Annotated in this window: 19 protein-coding genes; 11 read left to right on the plus strand and 8 right to left on the minus strand. The window is 67.7% G+C overall.

The genetic code is table 11. The annotated features are described in order from the left end of the window. Position 1 precedes the first annotated feature (1 nt). Complete coding sequence (locus tag ACFFGN_RS17735) at positions 2–322, plus strand: DMT family transporter (RefSeq protein ID WP_380048861.1); 321 nt, start codon at positions 2–4, stop codon at positions 320–322. An 11-nt stretch (positions 323–333) separates the two neighbouring features. On the opposite strand, the gene ACFFGN_RS17740 is transcribed toward ACFFGN_RS17735, so the two are convergent. After that, on the minus strand, positions 334–918 hold the full coding sequence (locus ACFFGN_RS17740; protein ID WP_380048863.1) for a DUF4245 domain-containing protein: 585 nt from the start codon (positions 916–918) through the stop codon (positions 334–336). Between the two features lie 72 nt (positions 919–990). Here ACFFGN_RS17740 and glpX point away from each other — a divergent pair, with 72 nt between their 5' ends. From glpX to ACFFGN_RS17755, 3 genes are read left to right on the plus strand one after another with little or no spacing between them, the layout of a single operon-like run. Then, the gene (gene glpX, locus ACFFGN_RS17745) at positions 991–2,025 is read left to right on the plus strand and encodes a class II fructose-bisphosphatase (protein WP_380048865.1); all 1,035 of its coding nucleotides are present in this window, start codon (positions 991–993) and stop codon (positions 2,023–2,025) included. Then, positions 2,022–2,978, plus strand: a complete 957-nt coding sequence (locus ACFFGN_RS17750) for a carbohydrate kinase family protein (protein WP_380048867.1) — start codon at positions 2,022–2,024, stop codon at positions 2,976–2,978. Before glpX ends, ACFFGN_RS17750 begins: the two co-directional genes overlap by 4 nt. Next, positions 2,975–3,433, plus strand: a complete 459-nt coding sequence (locus ACFFGN_RS17755) for a hypothetical protein (protein ID WP_380048869.1) — start codon at positions 2,975–2,977, stop codon at positions 3,431–3,433. Before ACFFGN_RS17750 ends, ACFFGN_RS17755 begins: the two co-directional genes overlap by 4 nt. Here ACFFGN_RS17755 and ACFFGN_RS17760 read toward each other — a convergent pair. Next, positions 3,426–4,079 (minus strand): DUF1707 SHOCT-like domain-containing protein, encoded by a 654-nt coding sequence (locus ACFFGN_RS17760; protein ID WP_380048871.1) that lies wholly within the window; start codon positions 4,077–4,079, stop codon positions 3,426–3,428. The two genes, ACFFGN_RS17755 and ACFFGN_RS17760, sit on opposite strands and share 8 nt — an antisense overlap. 103 nt (positions 4,080–4,182) lie before the next feature. Between ACFFGN_RS17760 and ACFFGN_RS17765 the strand changes: the two genes are divergently transcribed. Together ACFFGN_RS17765 and ACFFGN_RS17770 are read left to right on the plus strand one after the other, a co-directional pair. Beyond that, positions 4,183–5,847: a fumarate hydratase gene (locus tag ACFFGN_RS17765; RefSeq protein WP_380048873.1), complete on the plus strand. Its 1,665-nt coding sequence runs from the start codon at positions 4,183–4,185 to the stop codon at positions 5,845–5,847. Positions 5,848–5,850: 3 nt separating this feature from the next. Beyond that, positions 5,851–6,519 carry a spermidine synthase gene (locus tag ACFFGN_RS17770; protein ID WP_380048875.1) on the plus strand — a complete coding sequence of 223 codons (669 nt, stop codon included), beginning with the start codon at positions 5,851–5,853 and terminating at the stop codon, positions 6,517–6,519. Here the strand turns inward: ACFFGN_RS17770 and ACFFGN_RS17775 are convergent. Further along, positions 6,504–6,884 (minus strand): DUF3224 domain-containing protein, encoded by a 381-nt coding sequence (locus ACFFGN_RS17775; RefSeq protein WP_380048877.1) that lies wholly within the window; start codon positions 6,882–6,884, stop codon positions 6,504–6,506. The two genes, ACFFGN_RS17770 and ACFFGN_RS17775, sit on opposite strands and share 16 nt — an antisense overlap. A 91-nt stretch (positions 6,885–6,975) precedes the next feature. On the opposite strand from ACFFGN_RS17775, the gene ACFFGN_RS17780 reads away from it, so the two are divergent. Together ACFFGN_RS17780 and ACFFGN_RS17785 are read left to right on the plus strand one after the other, a co-directional pair. Then, positions 6,976–8,367: a class II fumarate hydratase gene (locus ACFFGN_RS17780; protein ID WP_380048879.1), complete on the plus strand. Its 1,392-nt coding sequence runs from the start codon at positions 6,976–6,978 to the stop codon at positions 8,365–8,367. Then, positions 8,364–9,020: a ribonuclease FAU-1 family protein gene (locus ACFFGN_RS17785; RefSeq protein WP_380048881.1), complete on the plus strand. Its 657-nt coding sequence runs from the start codon at positions 8,364–8,366 to the stop codon at positions 9,018–9,020. The genes ACFFGN_RS17780 and ACFFGN_RS17785 overlap by 4 nt, the downstream gene beginning before the upstream one ends. Position 9,021: 1 nt before the next feature. Here ACFFGN_RS17785 and ACFFGN_RS17790 read toward each other — a convergent pair whose 3' ends face one another. Further along, a complete protein-coding gene (locus tag ACFFGN_RS17790) occupies positions 9,022–9,711 on the minus strand; it encodes an aggregation-promoting factor C-terminal-like domain-containing protein (protein ID WP_380048883.1) in 690 nt (229 codons plus the stop codon). Positions 9,712–9,844: 133 nt separating this feature from the next. Then, the gene (gene phoH2 / locus ACFFGN_RS17795) at positions 9,845–11,185 is read right to left on the minus strand and encodes an RNA 5'-3' helicase PhoH2 (protein WP_380048885.1); all 1,341 of its coding nucleotides are present in this window, start codon (positions 11,183–11,185) and stop codon (positions 9,845–9,847) included. Between the two features lie 383 nt (positions 11,186–11,568). On the opposite strand from phoH2, the gene ACFFGN_RS17800 reads away from it, so the two are divergent. Next, entirely contained in the window at positions 11,569–12,618 is a 1,050-nt protein-coding gene (locus tag ACFFGN_RS17800) for an NYN domain-containing protein (RefSeq protein ID WP_380048887.1), read from the plus strand. On the opposite strand, the gene ACFFGN_RS17805 is transcribed toward ACFFGN_RS17800, so the two are convergent. After that, positions 12,575–13,354, minus strand: a complete 780-nt coding sequence (locus ACFFGN_RS17805) for an isoprenyl transferase (RefSeq protein ID WP_380048889.1) — start codon at positions 13,352–13,354, stop codon at positions 12,575–12,577. The two genes, ACFFGN_RS17800 and ACFFGN_RS17805, sit on opposite strands and share 44 nt — an antisense overlap. A 214-nt stretch (positions 13,355–13,568) precedes the next feature. Between ACFFGN_RS17805 and trhA the strand changes: the two genes are divergently transcribed. Beyond that, entirely contained in the window at positions 13,569–14,279 is a 711-nt protein-coding gene (gene trhA / locus ACFFGN_RS17810; protein ID WP_380048891.1) for a PAQR family membrane homeostasis protein TrhA, read from the plus strand. On the opposite strand, the gene ACFFGN_RS17815 is transcribed toward trhA, so the two are convergent. Further along, positions 14,276–14,731 (minus strand): MarR family winged helix-turn-helix transcriptional regulator, encoded by a 456-nt coding sequence (locus ACFFGN_RS17815; protein ID WP_380048893.1) that lies wholly within the window; start codon positions 14,729–14,731, stop codon positions 14,276–14,278. The two genes, trhA and ACFFGN_RS17815, sit on opposite strands and share 4 nt — an antisense overlap. A gap of 93 nt (positions 14,732–14,824) precedes the next feature. On the opposite strand from ACFFGN_RS17815, the gene ACFFGN_RS17820 reads away from it, so the two are divergent. Continuing rightward, positions 14,825–16,024, plus strand: coding sequence for a phosphotransferase (locus tag ACFFGN_RS17820; protein ID WP_380048895.1), 1,200 nt, complete (start codon positions 14,825–14,827; stop codon positions 16,022–16,024). Here ACFFGN_RS17820 and ACFFGN_RS17825 read toward each other — a convergent pair. Further along, complete coding sequence (locus ACFFGN_RS17825) at positions 16,021–16,491, minus strand: nitroreductase/quinone reductase family protein (RefSeq protein WP_380048897.1); 471 nt, start codon at positions 16,489–16,491, stop codon at positions 16,021–16,023. The two genes, ACFFGN_RS17820 and ACFFGN_RS17825, sit on opposite strands and share 4 nt — an antisense overlap. Positions 16,492–16,522: the final 31 nt, after the last annotated feature.

Raw genomic sequence — 16,522 nt, forward strand, 5'->3', positions numbered from 1 at the left:
GATGGCTTGGTTGATGCTGCTCGCGGCAGCGGCCTTCGAGATCGCGTTCGCGCTGAGCCTCAAGCCCAGCGAGGGTTTCATCCGGCCCTGGCCGACCGCCGCCGTGCTGGTCTTCGGCGTCACCTCGGTCGTGCTGCTGTCGAAAACCCTCGACCGGCTCCCGGTCGGCACGGCCTACGCGGTGTGGACCGGCCTCGGCTCGCTCGGCGTGGTCATGCTCGGCATCGCCTGGTTCGGCGAACCGGTCACACCGCTGCGCCTGCTCTGCGTAGGCCTCATCGTCGCCGGCGTAGTAGGCCTCCGCCTAGCCGGCGCCGACTGAGCCGGCTGGGCTCAGCGCAGGGTGGCGGCGAGGGTTTCCAGAGCGGGGTAGCCGGCGTTGCCGACGATGATGGTGGTGACGCCGGTGCCGGCAAGGATGATGGCGTGCTCGTTTTCGCGGTCCAGTAGGGCTTTGCGCTGCCAGGTGGCGCCGTTGACGGTGGAGACGCCGTCGTCCTCGGTTTTGCCGAGTTCCTCGCTGAGGAACTTCCGGGGCGCCATGTTGGACTGCTCCAGGCCGACGTACTTCTTCTCGTTCGTGATGATGCCCAGGTGCCAGGTGATCGGGCTCTGCTCGGGCGCGCGCAGCTCGACGCTGGTGGCCTGCCAGTCGGTGGGCATCGGCTCCGGCGCCTTCAGCCAGGACGCGAGTTTGCGGCCTTCGGCGAGGTGGTTGCTGTAATCGACCGCGCGGATCTTCTCCTCGTGCGGCCGCCAGGTGACAGCGGCGATGAAGGCGACCACACCGAGACAGGCCAGCATCGACCAGACCATGTTCCGCATCGTGCGGTACTTGGCCCGGTCCGCCTTGGACTGCGCCCGCGCGGCCAGGGCCTCGGCCCGGACCCGGGCGGCCTCGTTGTCGGTGCTGCTCATGAGACAAGTGTCTCTTGCCCTCCGCAGGCCCGAGACCGTGGGGCTGTCGGCGGCTTTGGTTACGATCCCGGCATGAGCGACCCCACCACGCCACCCGCCCATCTCGAGGTCGATGAGCACGCCCCCGACCGTAACCTGGCCCTGGAGCTGGTCCGCGTCACCGAAGCCGCCGCCATGGCCGCCGGCCGCTGGGTCGGCCGCGGCGACAAGAACGGTGCCGACGGCGCCGCGGTGAACGCGATGCGAACCCTGATCGGCACGGTCGGGATGCGCGGTGTCGTGGTCATCGGCGAGGGCGAGAAGGACAACGCCCCGATGCTCTACAACGGCGAGGAGGTCGGCTCCGGCGACGGCGCCGAGTGCGACGTCGCGGTCGATCCCGTCGACGGCACCACGCTGGTGTCCAAGGGCATGGCCAACGGCATCGCGGTGATGGCCGTCGCACCTCGCCACACGATGTACGACCCGTCCGCGGTGTTCTACATGGAGAAGCTGGCCGTCGGTCCCGAGGCGGCGGACGTGGTCGACATCCGCCTGCCGGTCGCGGAGAACATCAAGCGCGTCGCGAAGGCCAAGCGCTCCTCGGTGGACGACGTCACCGTGGTGCTGCTGGACCGGCCGCGGCACGACGATCTCGCGACGCAGATCCGGGCCACCGGCGCGCGGATCAAGTTCATCAGCGACGGCGACGTGGCCGGCGCCGTCGAGGCCGCTCGCCCGGACACCGGGATCGACATGCTGATCGGCATCGGGGGTACGCCGGAGGGCATCATCTCCGCCTGCGCGATGAAGTGCATGGGCGGGCTGATCCAGGGCCGGCTCTGGCCGCGCGACGACGACGAGCGGCAAAAGGCGATCGACGCCGGGCACGACCTCGACCGGGTGCTCAGCACCGACGACCTGGTCAGCGGTGACGACTGCTTCTTCGTCGCGACCGGTATCACCGACGGCGAGCTGCTGCGCGGCGTGCGCTACCGCGGCTCGATCGCCCGGACCCACTCGCTGGTGATGCGCTCGCGCAGCGGCACGATCCGTAGCATCGACAGCGAGCACCAGCTGTCCAAGCTGCGTGCGTACTCCGCGATCGACTTCGAGCACGCCCGTTGAGCACCGACGCGACTTCGGCCACCGAGCCGGCCAAGCCAATCAGACCAACCGGGCCGGTGCTGGTCATCGGTGAGGCCCTGGTCGACATCGTCAACGGCCAGGCCACCCCCGGCGGCTCGCCCGCGAACGTCGCGGTCGGCCTGGCCCGGCTCGGCGTAGCCACCGAGCTGGTCACCCGGATCGGCACCGACGAGTACGGCGTACAGCTGGCGGATCACCTGACCGGCAACGGTGTCACCTTGTCCGGGCATACCGTCGAGCCGGGATTCCCGACCAGTACGGCGACGGCCACGCTCGACGGCGAAGGCATCGCGTCGTACGAGTTCGACATTCACTGGGAGCCACCGGCGCTGGAACTACCCGCGGGCAGTTCCGCCGTACACACCGGCTCGATCGCGACCGTGCTGGAGCCGGGGGCCGCCGCGATCCGGTCGTTCCTGGCCGAGCTGGCCGATCAGCCCGTCACGGTGACGCTCGATCCGAACGCGCGGCCCACGATCACGCCCGACGCCGAACAGACCTGGGCCGCGGTCAAGGCCCTTGCCGCGCAGGCGGATCTGGTCAAGCTGAGCGACGAGGACTGCGAGTTCCTCCGGCCCGGCCTGTCCCCGGATCAGGTGGCGGCCGAGTTGCTCACCGTCGACCGGACCAGGTGTGTTGTCATCACCCTTGGCGGCGCGGGCGCGATCGGGATCAGCCGCGCGGCCCGGGTTCAGGTCGAGGCGCCGAAGATCGAGGTGGTCGATACGGTCGGCGCGGGTGACTCGTTCATGGCCGCGCTGCTCGCCGGGCTGCACGAGCGTGACCTGCTCGGCGCTCACCGGCTGGAAGGCCTCGACGAGAAGGCACTGAGCGCGGTCATCGACTACGCGGTCAAGGCCGCCGCGATCACCTGCACACGGCATGGCGCCGACCCGCCCACCGCTACCGACCACCGAAGGATCTGGACATGACGCCGGTCGCCTGGGACGCCGAACTCGCCCGCGATGGCAAGGTCGTACTGCCGTTGCGCCGACGCGCGCGGGTGCTCACCTTGGTGCTGTCGGGCGCGCTGGCGACGGTGAACGGGCGCAGGTCGTACGAAGCGATGACGCATGGCCAGGCCTGGAGTTTCTGGGACTACTGGAACCTGGCGATCTTTGTGCTGTTCCTGCTCGTCTTCGTCGTGACGGTCCGGAGCACCATCGCCGGCACGCCTCGCGTCACGATCGACCGGCAAGGCGTCACCAAAGGCGATGAGTCGGTGACGTGGACGCGGCTCACCTCGATCGAGCAGAACGGCGGCAACGTCAAGCTCAGCCACGCGGACGGTGAGCTGACGATCGACGGCAAGAACATTCCCGCGGATCAGGCGCGGGCATTGACCGACTGGCTGCGTTCGACCGCCGACCGCTACAAGATCAGCTGAGCCCGAGCCGCTTGCTGAGGCGGGGTCCACGCTTGATCTTGATGTCGCCGAGGATCGCGGTGCCCTTGATGTGGAAGATCTTGGGCTTGCCCACCACCGGCACGTTCGGGTCGTAGCTGCCCTGCTCGCTGACCGAGCCGAGAATGGGCGAGCCGTCCAGGTGCACGATCGCGTTCTGCGGCACGCGGATCTTCACGTCCGCGAGGATCGACCTGATGTCCAGGAAGACCTCCTCGTACGGCACCTGGGCCTCGGTGTAGTCGAGCGTGACGTCGCCGAGCACCGCCTGCACGCTCTGGCGCTGCGGCGCGAGCCAGTTGCCGGTGCGCTTGGTGTCGGAGAGGAACACGTTGATCGTCGGGTTGGCCTGCTCCATGTAGCCCGACGGCGCCGGCGATACGGCCGCGGAGGGCGTGGCGGCGGGATGTGCGGGACCTCCCGGCAGATCCGCGGTCAGCTCGACCAGTTCGCCGTACGTGCGGGACGCGTAGACGGACTCCAGCCGCTCTTCCAGTTCGACGAAGGTCAGACGGCCGTCACCGGCGGCCTCGCGGATGACGTCCGCGACCTCCTCGCGCTCGAAGTCGGAGACCCGGCGGCGCAGCGCGGGATCGTCGGTGGGTTCCGGCAGCTTGTCTGAGTCCACGGTATGACTTTACGTCGGTGACGGGCCCGTCGTGGAGGTGGATTTCCCCCGGCTCTACCCTGGTGCCAACCCTGAGAGAACCAGTCCGCTGGAGGTATGCCCGGTGTCCGCCGACTTCAACTACTCCGACCTGCTCCCACTGGGAGCCGACGACACGGAGTACCGGCTCCTCACGACCGAGGGCGTCAGCACCTTCACGGCCGGGGGTCGCACGTTCCTGCAGGTGGAGCCGTCGGTGCTGCGGGAGCTCACCGCCGAGGCGATGCATGACATCTCGCACTACCTGCGTTCGGCGCATCTGGCTCAGCTGCGCCGGATCATCGACGACCCGGAGGCCAGCGGGAACGACCGGTTCGTCGCGCTCGACCTGCTGAAGAACGCGAACATCTCCGCCGGCGGCGTACTGCCCATGTGCCAGGACACCGGTACGGCGATCGTGATGGGCAAGAAGGCCGAAGGCGTGCTCACCGGCGCGGTCGACGAGGAGTGGATCAGCCGCGGCGTGTACGACGCGTACACCAAGCTGAACCTGCGCTACTCGCAGATGGCGCCGCTGACCATGTGGGACGAGAAGAACACCGGCTCGAACCTCCCGGCGCAGATCGAGCTCTACTCGACGCCGGGCACCGGCGACCCGGCGTACAAGCTGCTGTTCATGGCGAAGGGCGGCGGTTCGGCGAACAAGTCGTTCCTGTTCCAGGAGACCAAGGCCGTGCTGAACCCGGCCGGCATGATGAAGTTCCTGGACGAGAAGATCCGCTCGCTCGGTACCGCCGCCTGCCCGCCGTACCACTTGGCGATCGTGGTCGGCGGTACCTCGGCGGAGTTCGCCCTGAAGACCGCCAAGTACGCGTCGGCGCACTACCTGGACGCGCTGCCGGCGACGGGTTCGCCCACCGGGCACGGATTCCGCGACCACGAGCTGGAGAAGCAGGTCTTCGACCTGACCCAGCAGTTCGGGATCGGGGCCCAGTTCGGCGGCAAGTACTTCTGCCACGACGTCCGGGTCATCCGCCTCCCCCGCCACGGCGCCTCGCTGCCCGTCGCGATCGCGGTCTCCTGCTCGGCCGACCGCCAGGCTCTCGCCAAGATCACCCCTGAAGGCGTCTTCCTCGAGCAGCTCGAACGCGATCCGGCGCGCTTCCTGCCCGACACCACCGACGAGCAGCTCGCGGAAGCCGACGAGGTGGTCAGGATCGACCTGAACCGCCCGATGAGCGAGATCCGCGCCACGCTGTCGAAGCTGCCGGTGAAGACCCGGCTGTCCCTGACCGGGCCACTCGTGGTCGCGCGCGACATCGCGCACGCCAAGATCAAGGAACGCCTCGACGCGGGCGAGCCGATGCCGTCGTACCTGAAGGATCACGCGGTCTACTACGCGGGCCCGGCCAAGACACCGGAGGGCTACGCTTCGGGTTCGTTCGGCCCGACCACGGCCGGCCGGATGGACGCGTACGTCGACCAGTTCCAGGCCGCGGGTGGCTCGATGGTAATGCTTGCCAAGGGCAACCGTTCGGCCCAGGTCACCGCGGCCTGCAAGGCGCACGGCGGTTTCTACCTCGGCTCGATCGGTGGTCCCGCGGCCCGGCTGGCCCAGGACTGCATCAAGTCCGTCGACGTGCTGGAATACCCGGAACTCGGCATGGAAGCGGTCTGGAAGATCGAGGTCGAGGACTTCCCCGCCTTTGTGGTCGTCGATGACAAGGGCAACGACTTCTTCACCTCCACCGCCAAGCCCGTCCCGCTGACGGTCCGCCCGCGCAGCTGACCCGTGGGCCAGGCAGAAACCCTTGCCGTCGGCACCAGCGAGCGCGGGGAGGTCCACCTGCGCAGGCGGGCCGACGGCGCGCTGGAGCTGCGGGTCAACGGGGTGTTCGTGATGGACGACCAGGAGACCCGCAGCGAGGAACTACTCGCCACGGCGGCGCTGGAGGTGTACGACGCCACGAGTGCGGGTCTGACCGTGCTCGTGGGCGGACTCGGCCTCGGCTACACCGTGCGCGCGTTGCTCCACGACCCGCGGGTTGGAACGATCCTGGTCGCGGAGATCGAGGCGGACCTGGTCGAGTGGATGCGGTCCGGGTTGATCCCGTCGGTGCTCGACGATCCACGCGTCATCGTGGAGGTCGGGGACGTACGCGAGATCGTGGCCGCGCGCGCCGGGCGCGGCCTGGACGGGATCCTGCTCGACGTGGACAACGGACCCGATTTCCTGGTGTACGACGGCAACTCCGCCATCTACCAGCCGGGCTTTCTCCGCACGTGCGAGGCTGCGCTCCGGCCCGGAGGCGTTCTGACCGTGTGGTCCTCGTCGGCGTCGGACCACCTCGCACAGGCGATGGCAGCGACGTACGACGAGAGCACAGTGAGACCCGTCCCTGTCGAACTGCAGGGCCGGGACGAGACCTACTACGTCTACCAGGGTCAGGCCAGTTCGTAGTCCAGCGTGAGGCGCGGGCCTTCGTCGTCGTGCTCGTAGGTCACCGTGCCGGTCAGACCGGCGAGTTCGCCTGTTCCCGTGTTCGGCAGGATCTTGCCCGGTGAGCTGGTCTGGTCGGCGGTAGCGCCATGCAGCATGACGAATGAGCCGGACTTGCCGTCGAGGGAGCCCTCGAAGCGCTCGACCGCGGTATAGGCCGCCGGGCCCTCCGGCGTACCCACCACGAGCAGTTCGGCGGAGCTGGTGCCCTCGAGCGTGCCGGTGAAGGTCTTGCCGACGACCGCCTTGCCGAGGTTGATGCCGTCGCTGTCGTCGTAGGTCGCCTGGTCCCACTTGGTGATCTCAAAAGACTGCGTGAACTGCATGGAATCTCCCTCGCGTGTTGGTGCTCACAACGGTTCTATCAGCCCCGTCCGACACTTCGTTTGACCTGGCGGCGCGACGTACGCTGCGATCATGGCCGACAGCGAAGAGTTCCGGATCGAACACGACACGATGGGCGAGGTCAAGGTGCCGCGCGACGCCTTGTGGCGGGCGCAGACCCAGCGAGCGGTGGAGAACTTCCCAATTTCGGGTCAGCCACTCAGCCCGGCCCTGATCCACGCCCTGGCCCAGATCAAGGCCTCGGCCGCCCTGGTGAACGCCGAACTCGACGTGATCGACAAGGCCAAGGCGGACGCGATCGTGGCCGCAGCGGACCGGGTCAGCTCCGGCGAGTTCGACGCGGAGTTCCCGATCGACGTGTTCCAGACCGGCTCCGGTACCTCGACGAACATGAATGTGAACGAGGTGCTCGCCACCATCGCGACCCGCGAAGGTACCGAGGTCCACCCGAACGATCATGTCAACGCGAGCCAGTCCAGCAACGACACGTTCCCCTCGGCCATTCACGTGGCGGCCACGGCGGGTGTGACCCAGGATCTGCTGCCGGCGCTGACCCATCTGGCCGAGTCGCTCGAGCGCAAGGCCGAAGAGTTCGCCGAGGTGGTCAAGTCTGGCCGGACTCACCTGATGGACGCCACTCCGGTCACGCTCGGCCAGGAGTTCGCGGGCTACGCGGCGCAAATCCGGCGCGGCCTCGACCGCGTCAGCGCGACCCTCCCCCGCGTCTCGGAGCTGCCACTCGGCGGTACGGCGGTCGGCACCGGCATCAACACCCCGCCGGGATTCGCCACGAAGGTCATCGCCGAGCTGAACAACCGTACGGGTCTGCAGCTCACCGAGGCCACGGACCACTTCGAGGCCCAGGGCGCGCGCGACGGTTTGGTCGAGCTGTCGGGCCAGCTCAAGACCGTGGCGGTCAGCCTCACCAAGATCTGCAACGACCTGCGCTGGATGGGCTCCGGACCGCGCGCCGGCCTCGGCGAGATCGCGCTGCCCGATCTGCAGCCCGGGTCGAGCATCATGCCGGGCAAGGTGAACCCGGTGATTTGCGAGGCCACCTTGATGGTCGCGGCCCAGGTCATCGGCAACGACACCACCATCACCGTGGCCGGTGCCAGCGGCAACTTCGAGCTGAACGTGATGCTGCCGGTCATCGCCCGCAACCTGCTGGAGTCGATCCAGTTGCTCAGCAACACCTCCCGGCTGCTGGCCGACCGGTGCGTCGACGGCATCACTGCGAACGTCGAGCACGCCCGGGCCCTCGCGGAGTCGTCGCCGTCGATCGTCACCCCGCTGAACAAGTACATCGGCTACGAGAACGCCGCCGCCGTCGCGAAGTCCGCGCTCAAACAGGGCAAGACCATTCGCGAGGTCGTGATCGAGAACGGCCATGTCGAGAAGGGCGACCTGACCGAGGAACAACTCGACGCGGCGCTCGACGTGCTCTCGATGACGCGCCCATGAGCTACTGGGAGCCCGGCAGCACGATCAACTGGATCTACCACGGCCACGGCCGCAAACACGGCGTGAAGTACGTGCGCCCGATGACGGTCGTGCGCGACGACGCCGACGGCCTCGCCGCGTGGCTGGCCCCTGGTACGCCGCTGCTGCGCCCGGTGCTGCCGGACGGCCGGGACATCCGCGACTGGGACAGCGATCCGGCCTTCGGGTTCGCGCGTGTGGCCAAGCTCGACATCTGGCGCGGCCCGGGCATTCTCAAGTACGCCCCGACGGGTGTGCCGTGGTCGGTCTGGCACTTCTGGGATGAGAACGGCGCCTTCGCCAACTGGTACCTCAACCTGGAACACCCACACGAACGCGCGGCCAATTCCGTGACCACCGAGGACGCCGTACTCGACCTTGTCATCACCCCCGACCGGCGGATCACCCGCAAGGACGAGGACGAACTGGCGTCCGCCCGGAAGATCGGCACGTACGACGATGAGGCCGTCGCGCGGATCGAGGCTTGGGCGGAGCAGGCCGAGGCGGAGATCGCGAAGTGGCGCGCGCCGTTCGACGGGGAGTGGCTCTCGTGGCGTCCAGATCCCGCGTGGCGCCTTCCCGCTGCGCCAAGCGGCTATGAGGTCTCCTACGTAGCTGAGGAGCTCATGAGCTGATCTAGTACCAGCCCTTGCGCTCGGAGTGGGCCCAGGCCTCGCAGGGGCTGCCGTGGGCGTCCTGGATGTAGTCCAGGCCCCACCTGATCTGGGTGACCGGGTTCGTACGCCAGTCTTTCCCGTACTCGGCCATGCGGCGGCCTGGCAGTGCCTGCGGGATGCCGTACGCGCTGGAGGTCGGGTTGTCGGCGTCGACGCGCCAGCGGGACTCACGGGTCCACAGCTTGTCGAGGCAACGGAACTGCGACAGCGGCCAGCCGTGGTCAGCCAGCAGGTTCCGGGCGACCTCCTTGGGAGTGCCCTCGTACTTCCTGCGCTCGGCGTCCCGGCTGGCCCGCTCACGGCGGGAATCCTCTTTGGCGTCGTACAGGGCGGCGTAGCGCTTCACGGCGGCTCTGCGGGCCTTGCCACGGATGGCGGCCTTGTCCTGGCTGCGACGCTTGGCCGTCTCGATCTGCTCAATCTGGTTGCGGAGCCGAACCACCTCGGCGGCCTGCTCCTCGACCGTCAGCGGCTTGGTCGCGGCCTTGTCCTTGGCGCGCTGGCTGTTCACGGCGAGCTGGGCGCGGCCGGAGGTCGGGTCGGAGGCGGTCACGTTGTCGTTGGAGCGGAACATGTCGACGCCGGCCACAACAGAAACTGCGGCGATGCTGCCGACGGCGGCCATCGCGAGGGAACGCCTAGCCTTCATCTGTCCTTCCGAAAACGACCCCGACGGATGCAACGAGAACATACTCTGACCTAAACCGAGTGTGATCACAAGGCGGGCATGGTAAAGGCCCCGCCAACTTCGGCGGGGCCTTCGAACCAGTTGTCAACTGGTTTTACAGCTGCACGTCCTCCAGCATCTCCGTCACCAGCGCGGCGATCGGGGAACGCTCGGAGCGGGTGAGCGTGACGTGCGCGAACAGCGGGTGGCCCTTGAGCTTCTCGACCACCGCCACTACGCCGTCGTGCCGCCCGACCCGCAGGTTGTCGCGCTGCGCCACGTCGTGGGTCAGCACCACCCGCGAGTTGGCTCCGACCCGGGACAGCACCGTGAGCAGCACGTTGCGCTCGAGCGACTGGGCCTCGTCCACGATCACGAACGCGTCGTGCAACGAACGGCCGCGGATATGCGTCAGCGGCAGCACCTCGAGCATGCCGCGATCCATCACCTCGTCGATCACGTCACTGCTGGTCAAAGCGCCGAGCGTGTCGTACACCGCCTGGGCCCACGGCTGCATCTTCTCCGACTCCGAACCCGGCAGGTAGCCGAGTTCCTGGCCGCCGACCGCGAACAACGGCCGGAACACCACCACCTTCTTGTGCTGCCGGCGCTCCATCACCGCCTCCAGGCCCGCGCACAGCGCCAGCGCCGACTTACCGGTACCGGCCCGGCCGCCGAGCGAGATGATGCCGACATCCGGATCCAGCAGCAGATCCAGGGCGACCCGCTGTTCGGCCGAGCGGCCCCGGATACCGAAGGCCTCCCGGTCACCGCGGACCAGCCGGATGCGCTTGTCCGGCATCACCCGGCCGAGCGCACTGCCCCGCTCCGACAGCAGCACCAGACCCGTGTGGGTCGGGAAGTCGCGGCCCTCGGGAATGTCCAGCACACCGTCTTCGTAGAGCGAGTCCACGTCGGCGGTCGGCACCTCCAGCTCGCTCATCCCGGTCCAGCCGGATTCGAGCGCGAGTTCGGCCCGATACTCCTCGGCGTACAGACCGCAGGCGGACGCCTTGACCCGCATCGGCAGGTCCTTCGACACCAGCGTGACCTGCTTGCCCTCGGCCTGGAAGTTGCAGGCCACCGCGAGGATGCGGCTGTCGTTGTCACCCAGCCGGAATCCGGCCGGCAGGCTTTCGGGATCGGTGTGGTTGAGCTCCACCCGGATGGTTCCACCGTTTTCCCCGACCGGCAGCGGCGCGTCGAGCCGGCCGTGCTGAATCCGGAGTTCGTCCATCAGCCGCAAGGCGGTCCGGGCGAAGTATCCGAGTTCGGGGTGATGCCGTTTGCCCTCCAGTTCGGTGATCACGACCACGGGGATCACGACCTCGTGCTCGTCGAACCGCAGTAACGCGTGCGGGTCCGACAACAGGACCGAGGTATCCAGCACAAAAGTGCGCTGGCCGGAGCCGGTGGAAGTGGATGAGGTGCTAGACGTCCTGGCGGTGGCAGCCATGTCGTTCGTCCTCTCGGGCCGCGACGCACACCACGCCCGGCCCACCAGTGTCAGGTGATGGACCGGGGCAGGGCCCGGGGCTCTGGTGCAGAACCCCTCTGGGCAACAGCAGAAACCAGCGAGAACGAACGAGGTCTCCGGCAGACCGATCTGCCGCTCATGGGGCCACCGGGTGGTGGTCGACTCTTCTCATCTGATCGGGCCTCCCGAACGACCGGCTTCCCCTCCGACCGTCACTATGAATGTAGAACCGGCCATCAAGTCGCGCAGGTCGACACGCCAGCACAGCCGGTTAACGCCGTGTAAACGTTCGTCCCCGCGGGTGAACCAGCTCCGCCGCGAGGGTGATCCCGGCCGCTGCCGAGGCAACCAAAACTGATGCCATGAGCCCCCGTTGGCCGGTTGTCACCGGCACCTTGACCGCCGCGTGGTCCTTCGCGTACGGCGCGGCCGGTCTCGCCTGGACACTCGACGCGCCCGGCTATCCCTTCGCGGTGGTTCATGAGGACCGCACCACGATGTCCCTGCTGGAAGGGACTCCGGTGGAGGTTGTCGGGCCGATCCTGTGCGGTTTGGGCTTGTTCGGTGGCGTTGTCGCCCTGCTGATGACGTTTAGGCCGCCGCAAGGACGGCGTTCCGTTCTGGTGTTCGGTTGGCTACTGGCGGTGACGCTGGCTCTGCTGATTCCGGACTTCACCCTGCTCGCGATGATCGCGTTCGCGCCGGCGATCGTGGTCTTCATTTTCACGGGTGTTCCTGGCCCGCAGGAACTCGGCGACATCGTGTATTGGCATCGCCTGAACCTGCTGATCGTTTTCGCCGGTGGCGTGCTCTGGGCCTTCACCACGCTGGCCTACCAACGCAGATCCCGCGGGGCATGTCTGGCCTGCGGCTCGACCCGGGTGGACCCCGCGAAAGCCCTGCGCTGGGGGCGATGGGCCGTCGCGGTCGCCGTACTGTCGACGATCCCGTACGAACTGACCCGGGCGGCTTGGTACTTCGGCTGGCCGCTCGGCATCACCGACGAGTTCCACCAGATGATGGTGGACACCCCGGGCATGCTCGAGATCGGTCTGGCGATGGCCCTGGCGAGTATCGGCGGCAGCCTGCTCACCCATGGCCTGGTCCGCCCGTGGGGTGAGGTTTATCCCCGGTGGATCTGGTTCCGGGCCGGGCGGCGAGTGCCACCCAGGCTGGCGATCATCCCGGCTGGACTCGTCGCCCTCGCGCTCGTACCGGCTGGGCTGATGAACCTGCGCCTGCCGTTCGAGGAAGGCCTGTGGGCCCTGAACGGCCCGGGGGTGCTATGGACCGTCTGGGGCGTGGCGCTGGGCGTCGCGACGTACGCCTATCACCTACGGCGCCGGACGGCCTGCGCGAAGTGTGGGGCTACGTCCCGAAGCGCCGTTCCCGCTGGGCATAGCTCCGAATAGCGCGCAGGAAGTCGACATGCCGGAAGTCCGGCCAGAGGGCTTCGCAGAAATAGAACTCGCTCAGGGCGCTCTGCCAGAGCAGGAAGCCGCCGAGCCGCTGCTCCCCCGATGTACGGATCACGAGGTCCGGATCCGGCTGGCCCTTGGTGTAGAGGTGTTCGGCGATGTGCTCGACGTCGACCCGCTCGGCCAGTTCCTCGATCGAGATGCCCTTGGCGGCCTCTTCGAGCAACAGCGACCGGACCGCGTCGGCCAGCTCGCGGCGTCCGCCGTACCCCACAGCGACATTGACGAGCATGCCGTCGATCTTGTGCGTGGCGGCGTCCGCGGCTTTGAGGGCCTCCGCGGTCGGGGCCGGCAGCAGGTCGAGCGCGCCAACGGGATGGATCTGCCAGCGGCCGATCGAGGTCAGCTCCTCGACGGTCTGCTCGATGATGCGTAGCAGGGGTTCGAGTTCCTCGGCCGGGCGGGTCAGGTTGTCGGTGGACAGCATCCAGACCGTGACCACCTTGACGCCGACCTCGTCGCACCACTCGAGGAAGTCGGTGATCTTGCTGGCACCGGCCTTGTGGCCCGAGGACACCGGGTTGCCGACCGCTCGGGCCCAGCGCCGGTTGCCGTCAATGATGACGCCGATGTGCCGGGGGATCTGGTCCGCGGTGAACGACCGCGCGACCCGTCGCTCGTACAGGCCGTAGACCACGTCGCGCACTCGCTGCTTGCCTGGTATCCGCATGGGCAGAAGTCTTCTCCTCGTTGGTTGAGATGAGGCTAGTCCAGATGTTTGATGCCCGCAGGACCTGTTGAGTTGTCAACGGCCAGGGAAGATCTCCCGGATCGTTAGGTGAGTGGCGGTGATGTCGCCTACATTTCACCTGCGCGGAGCTTGAACCTACGGTTGCGTAGGTTACGGTTGCGTAGGTAGACCGCCGCACTTTCGAGAGGACGCGATGACGGCCAATCCCAGCAGCGAGACCGGCAGTCAGCAACGCGATCTGGGCGATCGGCTTTCCGATGCACTGTCGCCGCTGAAGCCGAAGTTACGCGGCTGGTTGCACGCCGGCACGTTCCCGCTCGCGACGGCCGCCGGCATCGTACTGATCTGCCTGGCACCGACAACCGCCGCCCGTTGGGCCGCCGCCGTCTACACCGTTGGCGCGATGCTGCTGTTCGGCATCTCTGCGGTCTATCACCGCTTCTACTGGGGTCCGCTCGGTGAGGCGGTCCTGCGTCGGCTGGACCACAGCAACATCTTCCTGCTCATCGCGGGCACCTACACGCCGCTTGGCGTGGTCCTACTCAAGGGCAACGACAGGATCCTGCTGCTCAGCCTGGCCTGGGGTGGCGCGTTGCTGGGCATTCTCTTCCGCATCTTCTGGGTCGGTGCCCCGCGCTGGCTGTACACCCCGATCTACCTGGCGCTCGGCTGGGTCGCCATCTTCTGGATGGCGGACTTCTATCGGTACGGCGGCGCCGCGGTCGTGACCCTGCTCGCCGTCGGCGGCGGTCTGTACTCGGTCGGTGCGGTCGTCTACGGCCTGAAGAAGCCCAATCCGAGCCCGCGCTGGTTCGGATTCCACGAGATCTTCCACGCTTGCACGGTGGCCGCATTCATCTGCCACTACATCGCGGTCAGCCTCGCCACCTACCGCGCCGCTTAGGCGGTTTCGGTCGCCCTTGCCGGGGTGATGCCGAGTTCCCGCGCGGTGGCGAGGAATTCGGCATAGCGTTGTGGGCCCAGTTCGGTTTGCCAGCGCTTTTCCACCTGCGCGATCACGGCCTGCACCATGGCTACGCCCTCGTCGCCTCGCGATGTCCGCCGCACCAGCCGCACTCGCTTGTCCACTGGCAGCCGCTCGGAACTGACGTAGCCGTTGCGTTCGAGGTAGTTCACGTGTTGGCCGAGGCCTTGTTTGGTCATGCCCGCCACCTCAGCGAGATCGGTGATGCGCGCGCCTTCGGGCGGGATCAGCTCGAGCAGCCTGAAGTGCGAGGCCCGGAGCTCGGCGAAGGACGGTTCGGCCAGTTCGCTGATGTCGGCGCGTAGCCGGGACATCAAGAGGCCGAGCACTCCCGCCAAATGCAGCACCGGTACTCCGTTGACGGAAGTCATAAGGTCACTTTACTATCGAACTGGTAAGGCCGCTTTACTTTCTCGGTCTTGTCTCTCTGGTGAGGCTGGCTTTCTCGTGGCGGGGGCTATGGCATGACAACGACGAGTACGGCGTTAGCGCCGCTGGGCCGTGCCGCGCTCGACGAAGCGGCCTTCGTGGAGCTGGTTCGCGTGATTACGGGCCATCCGGGCGCGGAGCCGCTCGCTACTCGGGTCGATCCCGTGCCGTACCCGATCGGCACCCCGACCACCGCCGAGCTGCTGCGCGTGCGCGGTACGGCGCTCCTGCCCGGCGGTGAACGGCGGCACTGGTCGTGCTTCGTGAAGCGGCTCCAGTCGGCCAAGTGGTGGGACGGCCTGCACCTGGTGCCGGCGCCGCTGCGCGACGATTTCATCGCGAACATCCCTTGGCGGGTGGAGATCGCCGTACAGCGGTCCAACCTCGCGTCCCTGCTACCGCAGGGCCTCCGCCTCGCGACGTCGTACCGGATCGACGAGTACGACGACGAGCGGGCCACGTTGTGGATGGAGAACGTCGAACCAACTCCCGGGCCGTGGGGCCTGGAGCGGTTCGAGCGCTCGGCGTACTTGCTGGGACGGCTTTCCGCTCGTCGCCAGGCGCACCTGGTCGAGCCGCTGCTGCCGCGGCAGGGGATCACTACGCCTGGAATGAGTTTGCGGTACTACGTGGACGGGCGGGTGCTGCGCGGCACGATCCCGGTGCTCGCCGATGATGCGACTTGGCAGCACCCGGTCCTGAAGGAGGCGGTCGAGGCCTGCGGTGAGAGCACCTTGCGGGGCGAGTTTCTCGGGCTGGCTGAACGACTTCCGGCCGCTATGGATGGCCTAGATCGTTTGCCGCAGTGCTACCAGCACGGTGACGCAAGCCCGCAGAACCTGCTGGTACCGGCCGATTCGCCGGAGGAGTTCGTCGCGATCGACTGGGGCTTCGACTCACCGCAGGCTGTGGGGTTCGACCTCGGGCAGCTGCTGGTCGGCCTGGCTCATGCGGGTGAACTCGCGCCGGAGGCCTTACCTGCCGTGCATCGCGTGATCGTGCCCGCGTTCTGCGAAGGCCTTGAAGACGAGGGCTTGGCCGTGTCGAGGAGTGACGTCGAGTACGGCTACCTCGGTTCGCTGCTGGCCCGGGCGACGTTCACCGCGCTGCCGCTGGAGTGCCTCGCGGCGCCGGAATCGCCTGCGCTGGTGGATTACTTCACGTACCGGGTTCGGTTGGCCCGCGCGCTGGTTGACCTCACCTCGCAGGTCGACCTGACCTCGCGGGTGCGCTAGACGCGTTTGAGTACGAAGACCCGGATGGTGCGGTCGCCGGCCCGGTCGACGTACGTGTTGTAGGCGGGCCAAACCTCGGTCACCAACGCCCAGACCCGGTCGCGCTCGGCGCCTTCGGCCAAGGTAGCGCGCACGGGGATCTCCCGGCCGTGGAGCGCGACGACCGCGTCCGGGTTGGCGAGGAGGTTTCCGGACCACGCCGGGTGGTTGGCCTGGCCCCAGTTCGAGGCGGTCACGACGAAGTTGTCGCCGTCGGGCGCGAAGAGCAGCGGGATCGTACGCGGCTGGCCCGTCTTGCGGCCCGTTGTGGTGAGCAGCAGCGTGGGCAGGGCGGAAACGCCGACAATGTTGATGCGGCCCTTGGTACGGCGTTGCAGCCAGCGATCGACCGGTACCACCGCGCGCCCGATAGCGGCGAACGAGCGCGTGTGGCCGAGCTTGCGGATGACATTCGTGTACCAGCCCATGCGGGGCAGTCTGCCTGGAGCCCGAAAGCGG

This window comes from Kribbella deserti, from assembly GCF_042434725.1.
GTDB lineage: Bacteria > Actinomycetota > Actinomycetes > Propionibacteriales > Kribbellaceae > Kribbella > Kribbella deserti.